Annotated in this window: 10 protein-coding genes (1 of these 10 only partly in view); 1 reads left to right on the top strand and 9 read right to left on the bottom strand. The window is 68.1% G+C overall.

Annotated features, from left to right (window positions below):
• The 6 genes from JN22_RS21830 to mdh all read right to left on the bottom strand — a co-directional run.
• Positions 1-357 carry the 5' portion of a PAS domain S-box protein gene (locus tag JN22_RS21830; RefSeq protein WP_085555919.1) on the bottom strand. The gene continues 78 nt to the left of window position 1, outside the view, so only the first 357 of its 435 coding nucleotides appear in the window; it begins with the start codon at positions 355-357; the stop codon falls past the left edge of the window.
• Between the two features lie 753 nt (positions 358-1110).
• Complete coding sequence (gene odhB / locus JN22_RS21835; protein WP_085555920.1) at positions 1111-2358, bottom strand: 2-oxoglutarate dehydrogenase complex dihydrolipoyllysine-residue succinyltransferase; 1248 nt, start codon at positions 2356-2358, stop codon at positions 1111-1113.
• A gap of 43 nt (positions 2359-2401) precedes the next feature.
• A complete protein-coding gene (locus JN22_RS21840; RefSeq protein WP_085555921.1) occupies positions 2402-5308 on the bottom strand; it encodes a 2-oxoglutarate dehydrogenase E1 component in 2907 nt (968 codons plus the stop codon).
• A 153-nt stretch (positions 5309-5461) separates the two neighbouring features.
• Entirely contained in the window at positions 5462-6337 is an 876-nt protein-coding gene (gene sucD, locus JN22_RS21845) for a succinate--CoA ligase subunit alpha (protein WP_085555922.1), read from the bottom strand.
• 1 nt (position 6338) lies between these two features.
• Positions 6339-7535, bottom strand: a complete 1197-nt coding sequence (sucC, locus tag JN22_RS21850; protein ID WP_085555923.1) for an ADP-forming succinate--CoA ligase subunit beta — start codon at positions 7533-7535, stop codon at positions 6339-6341.
• A gap of 134 nt (positions 7536-7669) precedes the next feature.
• On the bottom strand, positions 7670-8638 hold the full coding sequence (gene mdh / locus JN22_RS21855) for a malate dehydrogenase (protein ID WP_085555924.1): 969 nt from the start codon (positions 8636-8638) through the stop codon (positions 7670-7672).
• 269 nt (positions 8639-8907) lie between these two features.
• Between mdh and JN22_RS21860 the strand changes: the two genes are divergently transcribed.
• Positions 8908-9372: a hypothetical protein gene (locus tag JN22_RS21860; protein WP_085555925.1), complete on the top strand. Its 465-nt coding sequence runs from the start codon at positions 8908-8910 to the stop codon at positions 9370-9372.
• Between the two features lie 19 nt (positions 9373-9391).
• On the opposite strand, the gene JN22_RS21865 is transcribed toward JN22_RS21860, so the two are convergent.
• The 3 genes from JN22_RS21865 to JN22_RS21875 all read right to left on the bottom strand — a co-directional run bounded on the left by JN22_RS21865 (position 9392) and on the right by JN22_RS21875 (position 13733).
• On the bottom strand, positions 9392-10570 hold the full coding sequence (locus tag JN22_RS21865) for a DUF2336 domain-containing protein (RefSeq protein ID WP_223677838.1): 1179 nt from the start codon (positions 10568-10570) through the stop codon (positions 9392-9394).
• A gap of 221 nt (positions 10571-10791) precedes the next feature.
• Positions 10792-11709: a hypothetical protein gene (locus tag JN22_RS21870; protein WP_085555927.1), complete on the bottom strand. Its 918-nt coding sequence runs from the start codon at positions 11707-11709 to the stop codon at positions 10792-10794.
• Positions 11710-12164: 455 nt separating this feature from the next.
• The gene (locus JN22_RS21875) at positions 12165-13733 is read right to left on the bottom strand and encodes a lysine--tRNA ligase (protein ID WP_085555928.1); all 1569 of its coding nucleotides are present in this window, start codon (positions 13731-13733) and stop codon (positions 12165-12167) included.
• Positions 13734-13823 lie beyond the last annotated feature (90 nt).

Genomic DNA, 13823 nt, shown 5'->3' on the forward strand with positions numbered 1-13823 from the left:
GTCGCGGACGACGGCGACGATGGCGTCGACGCTGCCGTCGGGCTTGCGCAGCAGCGCCACGGTGAAGGCGATGGACAGGGCGTGGCCGTCCTTGTGCAGCGCCGGCACCCGCAGCACGTCGTTGCCGTAACGGGTCAGGCCCGTCCGCATGGTCTTGTCGTAACCGTCCCAGTGACGCTGGCGCTGGCGTTCCGGGATGATGAGGTCGAGCGACTGGCCGAGCGCTTCGGCCTGGGTGAAGCCGAACATGCGTTCGGCCGCCGCGTTCCACAGGGTGATGGCGCCCTGCGCGTCCGACACGATCACCGCGTCGCCGATGGCTGCGATCAGTTGGGCGTAATCGATGTCCGTGGTCATGACGGGCCTCGCACCAGGAAGGGACGCGACCCGCGGGAGCGCGGGTTCGTGAAAGGGATGCCGAGCGTTCGCGCGCTTTTCGGCGTTGGCTTCATTCCGATCTCCTCGACGCTTTTCGGGCGTCCGGCCTCGGCACCGTTCGAGACGCCGGCTTGACCCGCAGCGACTTCTTGCCGGTGTGGAGGGCCCTTGGAGCGGCCGCGCACTGACATTATCGATATGGTATACCAGATACCAATCTAAGGCAAGCGCAATTGAAAGCGCTCCGAACTATTGCGCATGCGAACAGAGTGAGAGGGGGTGGCCACGCGGCGGGACGGCGGCGGAAAGGCAGGGAAAATCGGGGCCGCCAGCCGGTTGGGGCGGATCCCTTGCGTCAACTCGTCGAGGATGACAAAGCCGTTCATCGCGATGCCCGGCGGTCACGCGGTCGCGGTCGCGGTCGCGGACGGCTTCCGGCGCGGCGCCGATGTCGCCGGCGGCTTTGCCGACGAAATGGATCACTCGGCGGGAGGAGAAGGCGCCGACGCCGGTGCTTCCCGACGACTCGCGATCCAAGGGATGTGGCGATGGCGGTGGAGACGGTTGGGGGTAGCCCCCAGCACCGGGGCCGCCCAAGAACGGGAGGCGCACGCCATAGAAAAAAGGGCGCCTTTCGGCGCCCTTTTGAGGGTTCCAAGGGCGGTCGGGCCCCTGGCGGGTGGGTTGTGCGGAGGGCGGAGCCCTTCCGCAGTCCCTTGTCGGAAATTCGGCTCAGACGTCCAGCAGCAGGCGGCGCGGATCCTCGATCAACTCCTTGATGCGGACGAGGAAGGTGACCGCTTCCTTGCCGTCGATGATGCGGTGGTCGTAGGAGAGCGCGAGGTACATCATCGGACGGACCTCGATCTTGCCGTTGACCACGACCGCGCGGTCCATGGTCTTGTGCATGCCGAGGATGGCCGACTGCGGCGGGTTGATGATCGGGGTCGACATCAGCGAGCCGTAGACGCCGCCGTTCGAGATGGTGAAGGTGCCGCCGGTCAGCTCGTCCATCGACAGCTTGCCGTCGCGGCCCTTCTTGCCAAGGGCGGCGATGGTGCCCTCGACGCCGGCGAAGTCCAGCTTGTCGGCGTCGCGGATGACCGGAACCACCAGACCCTGCGGCGTGCCGACGGCGACGCCGATGTCGTAGTAGTTCTTGTAGACGATGTCGGTGCCGTCGATCTCGGCGTTGACCGCCGGGATTTCCTTCAGCGCCTGAATGGCGGCCTTCACGAAGAAGGACATGAAGCCGAGACGCACCTTGTGGCGCTTCTCGAAGAAGTCCTTGTACTCCGAGCGCAGAGCCATCGCCGCGCTCATGTCCACCTCGTTGAAGGTGGTCAGCATGGCGGCGCTGTTCTGGGCCTCCTTCAGGCGCTCGGCGATGCGCTGGCGCAGGCGGGTCATGCGGACCCGCTCCTCCTGCGCGGCGCGCGGCCGCTCGCCCTGGGTGCCGGCGGCCCACTGGAACTTGGGCGCGGGGGCGGCGGCGGCCGGAGCCGACGCGGCGGGCTTGGCCGGGGCGGCCAGCACGTCGCCCTTGGTGATGCGGCCGTCCTTGCCGGTGCCGGCGATGGAGGCGGTGTCGACGCCCTTCTCGTCGGCCAGCTTGCGGGCGGCCGGGCCGGAGGCGGCGATGTTGCCGGGAGCCGCGGCGGGCGCCGGGGCGGCGGCCGGAGCCGGAGCAGCCGCCGGAGCCGGGGCGGCAGCGACCGCCGGAGCGGCGGCGGCGCCGGCCGCGCCCTCGGTGATGACGCCCAGCAGTGCGCCGACGCCGACGTTGTCGCCCTCGGGGGCGACGATCTCGGCCAGGACGCCGGCGGCGGTCGCGTTGACCTCCAGCGTGACCTTGTCGGTTTCCAGCTCGACCAGCGGCTCGTCGACGGCGACGCTGTCGCCGACCTTCTTCAGCCAGCGGGCGATGGTCGCCTCGGAGACGGATTCACCCAGCGTGGGGACCTTGATTTCGGTAGCCATGACTTCCTCAGTTCGTCTTTTTTTGGTCGCTTGGGTGAACGGATTACCGGACCGTCAGCGCGTCGTCCAGCAGCTTGGCCTGCTCCTGGTTGTGGCGCTTCAGCAGGCCGGTCGCGGGCGACGCGGTGGCCGGCCGGCCGGCGTAGACCGGACGGCCCGCCTTGTGGTCGGTGGCCTTCAGGCAGCCCTCGATGCGGCGGTCGACGAAGGTCCAGCCGCCCTGGTTCTCCGGCTCCTCCTGGCACCAGACGACCTCGGCGTTCGGGTATTTTGCGAACTCCTTGGCCATGGTGGTCTTGGGGAACGGATACATCTGCTCCAGGCGGATGAGGACGACATCCTTGATGCCGCGGCTCATGCGTTCCTGCAGGAGGTCGTAATAGACCTTGCCGGAGCAGACGACGACGCGGCGGATCTTCTCGTTCTCGACCAGATCGTTGGCGGTCTCGCCGAGCACGCGGTGGAAGCTGGTGTTCGGGCCCAGTTCGGCGAGGTCGGAGATGCAGAGCTTGTGGCGCAGCAGCGACTTCGGCGTGAAGAGGACCAGCGGCTTGCGGAAGGAGCGGCGGACCTGGCGGCGGAAGATGTGGAACAGGTTGGCCGGGGTCGTGACGTTGCAGATCTGCCAGTTGTCCTCGGCGGAGTTCTGGAGGAAGCGCTCCGGACGCGCCGAGCTGTGCTCGGGGCCCTGGCCCTCGTAGCCGTGCGGCAACAGCAGGACCAGGCCGGACATGCGCAGCCACTTGGATTCGCCCGACGAGATGAACTGGTCGATGATGGTCTGCGCGGTGTTGGCGAAGTCGCCGAACTGCGCCTCCCACAGGATCAGGTCGTGCGGCTCGGCCAGCGAGTAGCCGTACTCGTAGCCGACGACGGCCGCTTCCGACAGCGGGCTGTCGTGAACCTCGAAGGTGCCCTGCTCCGGGTGGAGGTTGGTCAGCGGCAGGTACTTCTCTTCGGTGTTCTGGTCGTACATCACCGCGTGGCGGTGCGAGAAGGTGCCGCGGCCGGAATCCTGGCCCGACAGACGGACGCCGGTGCCCTCGACGAGCAGCGAGCCGTAGGCCAGCGCCTCGGCGGTCGCCCAGTCGATGCCCTCGCCGGTTTCGATGGCCTTCTTCTTGGCCTCGAGCTGGCGGGCGATCTTCGGGTTGATCGCGAAGTCCTTGGGATACTGGCAGAGCTTCAGGCCGATCTCCTTCAGGAGGTCGAGCGAGACGCCGGTGTTGCCGCGGTGCTCGGTCTGTTCGTCCTGCTGCTGGAGACCCGCCCACTTGCCTTCCAGCCAGTCGGCCTTGTTGGGCTTGTAGGTGCTCGACGCCTCGAACTCGGCTTCCAGCTTCTTCATGAAGTCGCCGGTGATCTGGTCGGATTCGGCCTGGGTGATGACGTTCTCGTCGACCAGCTGCTTGGCGTACAGCTCGCGCGTCGTCGCGTGGGCGCGGATCTTCTTGTACATCAGCGGCTGGGTGAAGCCCGGCTCGTCGCCCTCGTTGTGGCCGTGGCGGCGGTAGCACACCATGTCCACGACGACGTCGCGCTTGAACTTCTGGCGGAACTCGATGGCCATGCGGCTGACATGGACCACGGCCTCGGGGTCGTCGCCGTTCACGTGGAAGATCGGCGCCTGCACCATCTTCGCCATGTCGGAGCAATAGACGCCCGAGCGCGAGTAGGTCGGGTTCGTGGTGAAGCCGATCTGGTTGTTGATGATGAAGTGCATGGTGCCGCCGGTGCGGTAGCCGCGCAGCTCCGACAGGCCGAGCGTCTCGGCGACGATGCCCTGGCCGGCGAAGGCGGCGTCGCCGTGGATCAGCACGCCCATCACCTGCTCGCGTTCCAGGTCGCGGCGCTGCTGCTGCTTGGCGCGCACCTTGCCGAGCACGACCGGGTTGACCCATTCCAGGTGGGACGGGTTGGCGGTCAGCGACAGGTGGACGATGTTGCCGTTGAAGTCGCGGTCCGACGAGGTGCCGAGATGGTACTTCACGTCGCCCGAGCCCTGGACGTCGGTCGGGCTCGACGGGTTGCCCTGAAACTCGGAGAAGACGGCCGAGAAGGGCTTGCCCATGAAGTTGGTCAGCACGTTCAGACGGCCGCGGTGGGCCATGCCGACGACGACTTCCTTGAGGCCGAGCTGGCCGCCGCGCTTGAGGATCTGCTCCAGCGCCGGGATCATCGACTCGCCGCCCTCAAGGCCGAAGCGCTTGGTGCCGGTGTATTTCAGCTGGAGGAACTTCTCGAAGCCCTCGGCGGCGGTCAGGCGCTCCAGGATGGCACGCTTGCCGTTCACCGTGAAGTCGGTGTGGTTGCGGCCGCCCTCGATGCGCTCCTGGATCCAGGCCTTCTCCTCCGGGTCCTGGATGTGCATGAACTCGACGCCGATCGTCCCGCAGTAGGTCTTGTGCAGGATGTCGAGAATCTGGCGCAGCGTCGCCGTTTCCAGGCCGAGCGAGTAGTTCAGGAAGATCGGGCGGTCGAGGTCGCCGGGGCCGAAGCCGTAGGTCGCCGGATCGAGTTCCGGGTGCGGCTCGCGCTTTTCGAGGCCCAGCGGGTCGAAATGCGCGTTCATGTGGCCGCGGACGCGGAAGACGCGGATCAGCATCAGGGCGCGGATGCTGTCGAGGGTCGCCGCGCGCAGCTGCTGCGGGCTGATGCCGCCGTGGACGGCCTGCGCGTGGGCGACGAGGCCGCCGTTGGCGGGGCCGGCGAAGCCGTTGCCGCCGGTGGTCTCCGGGGCAGCCCCGTTCGTCTCATCGTCCCGCAAGGTCCAGGAGGCGCCGCGCAGCTCGTCGAGCACGGCGCGCGAATCGTCGTCCAGGTCCTTGAAGAAGCCGTTCCAGCTCGGATCGACCGCGGCGGGATCCGTGAGGAAGCGGGCGTAGAGTTCGGCGACGTAACCGGCGTTCGATCCGAAGAGGAACGAGGTCTGCTCCAAATTTGCCGACATGATTCACTTCGGGCTTTCGCCCGATTCCCTGTGAGGGTTCTTTATGTGCGTTGGAGAGGCGCAGCGGCCTTCGGATCCCCGTGCGAGAGGGGATCCAAGGGCCGCCGGCCCTTGGCGGGGGTTGCGAGGGGACGGCGTCCCCTCGCTGTCACCTCAGCCCTTGAACACCTTCAGCATGGTCGAGCCAAGCGAAGCGGGGCTGTCGGCGACGGCGATGCCGACCGACTTCATGAAGTCGATCTTGAAGTCGGCGGTGTCGTTGCCGCCGGAGATCACCGCGCCGGCGTGGCCCATGCGGCGGCCCGGAGGGGCGGTGCGGCCGGCGATGAAGCCGACGACCGGCTTCTTCGTGCCCGACGCCTTGAGGAACTCGGCCCCCTTGACCTCGGCGTCGCCGCCGATCTCGCCGATCATGATGATGCCCTCGGTCTCCGGGTCCTTCACGAACAGCTCCAGGCTGTCGACGAAGTTGGTGCCGTTGACCGGGTCGCCGCCGATGCCGATGCAGGTGGTCTGGCCCAGGCCGGCCGCCGTGGTCTGCGCGACGGCCTCGTAGGTCAGCGTGCCCGAGCGGGACACGATGCCGATCTTGCCGCGCTTGTGGATGTGGCCGGGCATGATGCCGATCTTGCACTCGTCCGGCGTGATGATGCCGGGGCAGTTCGGGCCGATCAGGCGGGTCTTGGAGCCGCTGAGCGCGCGCTTGACCCGCACCATGTCGAGCACCGGGATGCCCTCGGTGATGCAGACGACCAGCGGGATTTCGGCGTCGATGGCCTCCAGAATCGCGTCGGCCGCGAAGGGCGGCGGCACGTAGATCACCGACGCGTTGGCGCCGGTCTTCTCGACCGCGTCGGCCACCGTGTCGAAGATCGGCAGGTCGAGGTGCTTGGCGCCGCCCTTGCCCGGCGTCACGCCGCCGACCATCTTGGTGCCGTAGGCGATGGCCTGCTCGGAGTGGAAGGTGCCCTGGGCTCCGGTGAAGCCCTGGCAGATCACCTTGGTGTTCTTATCGACGAGAACAGCCATTTCACGCGGCCTCCTTCACGGCCTTGACCACCTTCTCGGCGGCGTCGGCGAGGTTGTCGGCCGAGAGGATCGGCAGGCCGGATTCGGCCAGGATCTTCTTGCCCAGATCGACGTTGGTGCCTTCGAGGCGGACGACCAGCGGAACGTGCAGGTGCACCTCGCGGGCCGCGGCGACGACGCCCTCGGCGATCACGTCGCAGCGCATGATGCCGCCGAAGATGTTCACCAGGATGCCTTCGACGTTGCTGTCCGAGAGGATCAGCTTGAAGGCCGCGGTGACGCGCTCCTTGGTGGCGCCGCCGCCGACGTCGAGGAAATTGGCCGGCTCGCCGCCGTACAGCTTGATGATGTCCATGGTGGCCATCGCCAGGCCGGCGCCGTTCACCATGCAGCCGATGTTGCCGTCGAGCTTGACGTAGTTGAGGCTGTGCTTGGCGGCCTCGATCTCGTACGGATCCTCTTCGGCCTCGTCGCGCAGCTCTTCGACGTCCTTGTGGCGGAACAGGGCGTTGTCGTCGAAGCTGATCTTGGCGTCGAGCGCCAGGATATCGCCCGAGCCGGTGACGATCAGCGGGTTGATCTCGACGATCGCGCAGTCCAGGTCGATGAACGCCTTGTAGGCGGCCGTGATGAACTTGGCGGCGGCGCCGACCTGCTTGCCCTCGAGCCCGAGGGCGAAGGCGACCTTGCGGGTGTGGTAGCCCTGGACGCCGGTCGCCGGGTCGATGGCGACCTTGACGATCTTCTCGGGCGTGTTGTGGGCGACCTCTTCGATCTCCATGCCGCCCTCGGTGGACGCCATGATGGTGACGCGGCCGGTGGCGCGGTCGGTCAGCATGCCGAGATACAGCTCGCGCTTGATGTCGGCGCCTTCCTCGACGTAGAGGCGCTTGACCTCGCGGCCTTCCGGACCGGTCTGCTTGGTGACCAGAACGTGGTTGAGCATCTCGCCGGCGTTCTTGCCCACGTCCTCGATGGACTTGACGACGCGGACGCCGCCCTTGCCCTCCGGGTTGTCCTTGAAGCGCCCGGCGCCGCGGCCGCCGGCGTGGATCTGGGACTTCACGACCCAGACCGGACCGCCCAGCTCGCGGGCGACCGTCTCGGCCTCCTGCGGGGTGTAGGCAACGCCGCCGCGGGGAACCGCGACGCCGTACTTCTTCAGCAGGCTTTTGGCCTGATACTCATGGATGTTCATCGGGCGTCCATCTGTTTTTTGGTTCGGCTGACGAGATCGGATCGACTGACGATGGGGAACCGCCGCGGCCCGGCCTCCGGCACCCGCTCCCGACCCGTGGGAGATGGGGTGGAGGCCGGGCCGCGGGAAGGGCCTTAGGAGGCGGCCTTCTCGGCTTCCTGCTTCTTGACGACGTCGACCAGGGTCTTCACGGCGTCGACCGAGTTCTGGAACATCGCCTTTTCGTCGTCGTTCAGCTCGATCTCGATGATCTTCTCGACGCCGCCGGCGCCGATGATCACGGGAACGCCGACATACAGGTCGTCCTGGCCGTACTGGCCGGTCAGGTGGGCGGCGACCGGCAGGACGCGCTTCTGGTCCTTGAGGTAGGCTTCCGCCATCTGGATGGCCGAGGCGGCCGGGGCGTAGAAGGCCGAGCCGGTCTTCAGCAGCTTGACGATCTCGGCGCCGCCGTCACGGGTGCGCTGGACGATCTGGTCGAGCTTCTCCTGCGTGGTCCAGCCGAGCTTGACCAGATCGGGCAGCGGGATGCCGGCGACGGTCGAGTAGCGGACGAGCGGGACCATGGTGTCGCCGTGGCCGCCGAGCACGAAGGCGGTGACGTCCTCGACCGAGACGTTGAACTCCTCGGCCAGGAAGAAGCGGAAGCGCGCCGAGTCGAGCACGCCGGCCATGCCGACCACGCGCTCCGGCGGCAGGCCGGAGGCCTGCTGCAACACCCACACCATGACGTCGAGCGGGTTGGTGATGACGATCACGAAGGCGTTGGGGGCGTACTTGCCGATGGCCTCGCCGACGGTCTTGCAGACGCCGCTGTTGATGCCGATCAGGTCGTCGCGGCTCATGCCCGGCTTGCGCGGGATGCCGGCGGTGACGATCACGACGTCGGCGCCCTCGATGACCGAGTAGTCGTTGCCGCCGGTCAGGCTGGCGTTGTAGCCCTCGACCGGGGCCGTCTCGGCCAGATCCAGCGCCTTGCCGGCCGGCATGCCTTCGGCGATGTCGAACAGGACGACGTCGCCCAGTTCCTTCTGGGCAGCGAGCAGGGCCAGCGTGCCGCCGATCTGGCCGGCACCAACGAGCGCAATCTTCTTGCGAGCCATGGAGCGTTTCCTAAAACGTTGAGCGTCCCCCATTCAGCGGGAGACTAGAACCAATGGTCATTCTAACGTCTTAGGGATCCAGCGCCCCGAGATTTCGGGATGGTTGGTAGCGCGTTTTGTCGCGGAGAGCAAGCGTGACCGCAACGCTGCTGTTGCAGCGCAGTGCCGCAGCCCCGATCTTCATTGCGCGCGACAGGATCGCCGGGTTCTATGCGTAGGATATCCAATCGTTTCGCGACCCGTTCACGAAGGTTCAAGGGAGAGCGTCCATGGCCCGTTTCACCACTTTGCTGTCCGTGTCCCTGCCGCTGGCGCTGCTGGCCGGCGGGGCGCTGGGACAAACCGTCGCGGACTACGAGGCGGCGCTCGCGGCGGCGCCGGTCACCGACAGCACCAGCGCCGTCAGCGTCGCCCATTGCCGGACGCTGACCAACTACGTCTTCACCAACATCCCCGGCGGCGAGCGCACCGGGCTGGTCCTGCCGCTCTACGCCTTCAGCGGTTCGGACGCGGCCGGGATCGCCGACAAGCGGGCGGCCTGCAAGGAGGTGCGCAAGCAGGCGCTGATCGCCTTCGACGGCGGCACGGGCGAGCAGATCGTCACCCCGGCCGAGGCGCTGGCGTCGCCGACCGACCGCGGCCCCTACTACAAGGAGCCGTCGGCCGACACGCCGCTGCCGCACGCCGGCCGCGCGACGCCGCGCCAGCCGATGCCGCGCACCGGCACGCCGTAAGGACGGTCGCAGGCCGGGCTCAACTGCGGATGCCGTAACGCTCCAGGTGCCGTTCCATGGCGGCGGCGGACAGCGGGAAACCGCTGCCCTGCCGGGCGTTGAGCATCGAGCGCGGCGGGATGCCGGCGACGCGCGCCTGGATCTGCATGGCGCAGCGCATCGACAGCCCGGCGCGCCAGACCAGCGCGGTCACCGCCGTGGCGTCGTGGGCGTCGAGGATCAAATCCACCACGTCGGGCGCCACGCGGGTGCGCAGGGTCAGGGCGGCGCGGACAAATCCGGTCTCGTTCCAGGACAGGGCGTCGCCGAGCGCGGTCTCGTCCAGCTTGCCCTGGCGGTGCAGGCGGACGGCGCGGCGCTCCGGCGATTCGCCGCCGTCGGCCGACTGGGCGGCGACCTCGGCCCAATCGATGCGGCGGCGGGTGGCCGCGGCGATCTCCGCCACCGTCGCGTCGTCGAAATCGGGGCGGCGGCGCAACGCCTCGACCACCGTCAGATCGACGAAATCGGCCAGCCGCACCGCCAGCCGGCGGGGCAGGGCGGGGCGGCGGGCCAGCGTCGCCTGCCAGTCCGGATGGCGGGCCGCCGCCTCGACCAGGGATTCGAGCGTGCGCTCGGCGATCACGGCGCCGCTGTTGTCGAGCAGGATGCCGGTCGCCGCGGGGTCGCCGGCCCCGGCGATGGCGTCGGACAGCGGGGCGCCGACATGGCGCCGCCGCGCGATGGCCGCCAGCGCCCAGCCGGCCGGGGCGCCGGCGACGATGTCCAGCAGATCCGCGTCGGTCAGGGCGGCGCAGCAGCGCAGCACCGGCTCCGCCACCGAGCGCTCGACGTCGCGCGCCAGCGTCGCCACCAGGGCGGGCGGCGCGCAGGCGACGTCCTTGATGGCGGTCGCCAGCGCCTCGCGCACCCGCAGGATGTGGTCGCGGGCAAGCTGCTCCAGCGCGCGGACGGCGACGGTGCCGACGGTCTCCGCCCCGCCCGGCGGCAGGTCGGGCAGCAGGCGGCACAGGGTGCGGGCCAGCCGGGCGCGGACGTCGGCGTCGCCCATCCCGGCGAGCCGCGACTCGACCAGCGCGTCGCCGACCCGCTGCGCCGCCTTGCGGGCCGGGACTGGCGCGGGAAGCGGCGCCGGCAGGGAGGCGGGCGGCGGATCCGATGGCTCCTCGAACAGGTAGTCGAGCAGTTCGGGCGCCACTCCCTCCCCGGCGTCCGCCGTGGGCACAGGGTGGGGGAGGGGGCGCTGGGGTGTCACCGGACCATGAGCCTCGACAGGGATGCCCCGATGCGGGGGGACGTGGGCATTGCGCCATCATGCAACCGCAGCTTCGGTTAACAGCCGGCTAATTCGGCTACGTGAGAACCGCCGGTTTCCTGCGTCCCTTTTCCTCGGCGCCCCTTTTCCTTCGGCGTCCGGGTTCAGCGCCGCTTCGCCGCCGGGGTGGAGCCCAGCATGCTGCGCTGGGCCAGCATCGGGCGCGGCTTGCTGCGGCCGCCCAGCGCCTTGATGGGAAGCGACTGGTCCAGCCGGTGCTTGTCGAACTGGTCGAAGATGCGCAGCAGGCTGTCGGCGGTTCCCTCGCCGTAATGGATGTCGACGCGGGCCCGGTCGAACTCGCTGCGCAGATGGTCGCGCAGCCGGCCGAACAGGCTGTCGAACAGCGTGTCGAAATGCTCGTCGGCGAAGACGAAGCGCTTGTCGCGCAACAGCCCGGTCATCCGCCGCATGAAGGTCTGGCGCTGCGGGTGGAACTGGCGGAAACGCAGCATGACCCGTACGAGCAGGGTGTCGGCCAGCACCGCCAGCGTGCCCTCGCCGGCGATGCGGTCCCAGATCCGCTCGTCGCGCTCGGTGCCGATGCGGTTGTAGATGGCGATGGCGTCGGCGTTCAGCGCCTGCCATTCCCGGTCGTAGAACAGGCCGTTCAAGCTGGCCTGGAGACCGCCGACGATGATCTGGGGGAAGCGGACGCCGGTGATCGGGTCCATCGCCTCCGGCACCCGCGCCCGCAAGGTGGAGACGATCAGCCGCGTCGCGAAGTCCCGCCGCCGCTCGTCTGATTTCGGGGCGGACTGGAGGAGGGCCGGGCGCGGCTCCCCGCCGCCGCAGCCCCTGCCGGCCCGGCAGCCGGCGGCGGTGCAGGACTGGCAGATGCCGGCGAACAGCGGCAGGACGGCCGGCCAATGCGCCATCATCAGGTTCACGGCGCGGGCGAAGTCGTCGCGCGACAGGGCGCCCTTGCTGGAGAATTGCGGCTCCAGCGCTTCCTGGAAGGTGCTGACCAGGGCCTGTGCCGCGCGGTGGTGGCGCACGAAGGGCGGTGGATCGGTCGTCATCCCGGAAAGCTCCCCATCGGCCCGCGCCTGTCCAAAGCGCGGTGGTGATGGGACAATTTATCGCGTATTTTATTCATTCCGCTGTGATGGCGGTCACAGGCGCGGGCCGGGCGGCGTCCGGGCAGAAAAAAAGGCCGCAGCCCCGAGGGGCGCGGCCTTTGAAGTCTAGGGAGGAAACGCACTGCAAAATGCAGTAACGGGACCGAGTATACGGACGCCCTCCTGTTAGCGGTATCACGCTTTTGGAATTGGTGCGGTGCGGCATCCGCATGGCACGGAACGGAATAAGTCTTTTTCTGCGCGCACAATAGGCAGGCGGGCAGAAGATTGCCCAAGCCGCGAACAAAGATCCTTTCGGGGGAGGCGCAGATGATCCCGAATCTGGACTGTCGCGTTTTCAAGAAGAGGAAGAAGCGCCGGGTGGCGCTCCTTCCCATTCCCTGTGGAATGACTGGTCAGGCCGCCAGCTTCTCACGAATGAGCGCCTTGGTTTCCGCAACTCCGTAAAGTTGAATGAAGGAACCCATGCGCGGTCCGGTTGTCTGGCCGAGCAGCACCTCGTAGAGCGCCTGGAACCAGGCGCGCAGCTCGGTGAAGCCGTGCGCCTTGCCGACCTCGAACACCTCGTTCTGGATGACGTCGGCCTTGGCGTCGGCCGGCAGCGTGTCGAGCTTGACCAGCAGGGCCTCCAGCGCGGCGCGCTCGGCGTCGGTCGGCGCGCGGAAGCGCTTCGACGGCTTGATCTGGTCCTGGTAGTAGCGGACCGCGTAGCCGACCATGCTGTCGAGGAAGGGGCTGTTCTCCGGCGTGGCGTCGGGCGCGTAGCGGCGGATGAAGCCCCACATGGTCTCCTTGGTCTCGGCGTTCGCCGCCGCCGCCAGATTGAGCAGCAGGACGAAGGAGACGTCCGAGCGCACCGCCGGCGGCTTGCCGCCATGGATGTGCCAGGCCGGATTCTCCAGCTTGCGGGCCGGCTCCTCGCCATGGACCTTTTCGACGAAGGTCAGATACTCGTCCACCGCGCGCGGGATGACGTCGAAATACAGGCGCTTGGCCGATTTCGGCTTCTGGAACATGTAGAGGGCGAGGCTCTCCGGCGGCGCGTAGGCCAGCCATTCCTCCATGGTCAGGCCGTTGCCCTTCGACTTGGAGATCTTCTGGCCCTTGTCGTCGAGGAAGAGCTCGTAGTTGAAGCCCTCCGGCGGGGTGCCGCCGAGGATGCGGCAGATCTTGCCCGCCAGCTCGGCCGAGGGGATCAGATCCTTGCCGTACATCTCGTAATCGACGCCCAGCCCGAACCAGCGCATGCCCCAGTCGGGCTTCCATTGCAGCTTCACATGGCCGCCGGTGACCGGCAACTCGATCTTCTTCCCGTCCTCGTCCTCGAAGACGATGGTTCCGGCCTCGAGGTTGCGCTCCAGCACCGGCACCTGGAGGACCCGGCCGGTGGAGGGCGAGACCGGCAGGAAGGGGCTGTAGGTCGCCTGCCGCTCGGCGCCCAGCGTCGGCAGCATGACCGCCATCACCTCGTCGTAATGGCGCAGCACGCCGAGCAGCGCGTCGTCGAAGCGGCCGGACTTGTACCAGTCGGTCGAGGACTGGAACTCGTACTCGAAGCCGAAGCTGTCGAGGAAGGCGCGCAGCCGGGCGTTGTTGTGGGCGCCGAAGCTGTCGTGGGTGCCGAACGGGTCGGGCACCTGGGTCAGCGGCTTGCCGAGGTTGGCGGAGACCAGCTCCTTGTTGGGGATGTTGTCGGGGACCTTGCGCAGCCCGTCCATGTCGTCCGAGAAGCAGAACAGCTTGGTGGGCAAGTCGCTCATGGTCTCGAAGGCGTGGCGCACCATGCTGGTGCGCGCCACCTCGCCGAAGGTGCCGAGATGCGGCAGACCCGACGGGCCGTAGCCGGTCTCAAACAGGACGTAGCCTTTGGCGGGCGGCGCTTTCGCGAAGCGCGCGACCAGTTTGCGCGCCTCCTCGAACGGCCATGCCTTCGCCTGCAACGCCAAATCCCGCTCGCCGGTCATTGTCGGACCCTTTCGACACCAGAAACATAAGAATGGAAGAGGGCAACGACCCTAGGGCGGGGCGGGCGTGCCGTCAACCGCAGGTGCGCG

Source organism: Azospirillum agricola (assembly GCF_020005195.1).
In the GTDB taxonomy this organism is placed as follows: Bacteria; Pseudomonadota; Alphaproteobacteria; order Azospirillales; family Azospirillaceae; genus Azospirillum; species Azospirillum agricola.